Source organism: Actinophytocola sp. KF-1, from assembly GCF_054661535.1.
Window position 1 is genome coordinate 1 of the sequence record NZ_BAAFVK010000036.1, and the last position, 1,106, is coordinate 1,106.

Sequence of the window (1,106 nt, forward strand, 5' to 3'; positions counted from 1 at the left end):
TTAGCGTTCTGGTCATGACGAACACGGAGATCCGCCCCTTCCGCATCGAGGTCACCCAGGCCGAGGTGGACGATCTGGCCGAGCGGCTGGACCGCACCCGGCTGCCGCAGCCCGCTCCCGGTGACTCGTGGGAGTACGGCACGCCGAACCACTACCTGCGGGAGGCGGTGACGGCGTGGCGGGCGCTGGACTGGCGGGCGGTCGAGGCGCGGATCAACGCCCACCCGCACTACCTCACCGAGATCGACGACCAGACCATCCACTTCGTCCACGTCCCCTCACCGCACGAGGGTGCGACGCCGCTGCTGCTCGCGCACACCTACCCCGGCTCCTCGGTCGACTACCTCGACATGATCGACCGGCTCACCGACCCCGTCGCCCACGGCGGCCGCCCCGAGGACGCCTTCCACGTCGTGGTCCCCGACGCACCCGGCTTCGGGTTCTCCAACCCGGTCACCGACCCCGGCTGGACCACCACCCGCGTCGCCCGCGCCTACGACACCCTCATGCGCCGCCTCGGCTACCCCCGCTACGGCGTCCACGGCTCCGACCACGGCGCGCTGGTCGCCCGCGAACTCGGCGTCCTCAACCCCGACGGATTCCTCGGACTGCACGTGCTGCAACTGTTCTCCTTCCCCTCCGGCGACCCCACCGAGTTCGAACGCCTCGAACCACACGACCACGCCGCCCTGGAGCACATGCGGTGGTTCCAGAAAGTCGGCGGCTACAACACCATGAACGCCAGCCGACCCCAAACCATCGCCGCCGGCCTCAGCGACTCCCCCGCCGGGATGCTCGCCTACAGCGAACTGTTCAACTCCTTCGGCAACGGCACCTCCCTCGTGCCACTGCACACCATCCTCACCGAGGTGACGGTCAACTGGTTCGCCAACGCCGCCGCCGGCATGACCCGCTCCTACTACGACAACAACACCGCAACCCCCGAACACACCCCCGTCAACACCGCACCCACCGGCGTCGCCGTCTTCGCCGACGACTTCCAAACCATCAAGGTCTTCGCCGAACGCGACAACACCAACATCATCCACTGGAACCGCTACGACACCGGCGGCCACTTCGCCGCACTCGAAGTCCCCGAAACCCTC

At 68.4% G+C, this 1,106-nt stretch carries 1 protein-coding gene; it reads left to right on the forward strand.

The window, feature by feature from the left end; translation table 11 throughout:
• Window positions 1-14: 14 nt before the first annotated feature.
• Window positions 15-1,106, forward strand: a 1,092-nt coding sequence (locus ACYQ77_RS44800) for an epoxide hydrolase family protein (protein WP_459723661.1), incomplete at its 3' end; no start/stop codon positions are given.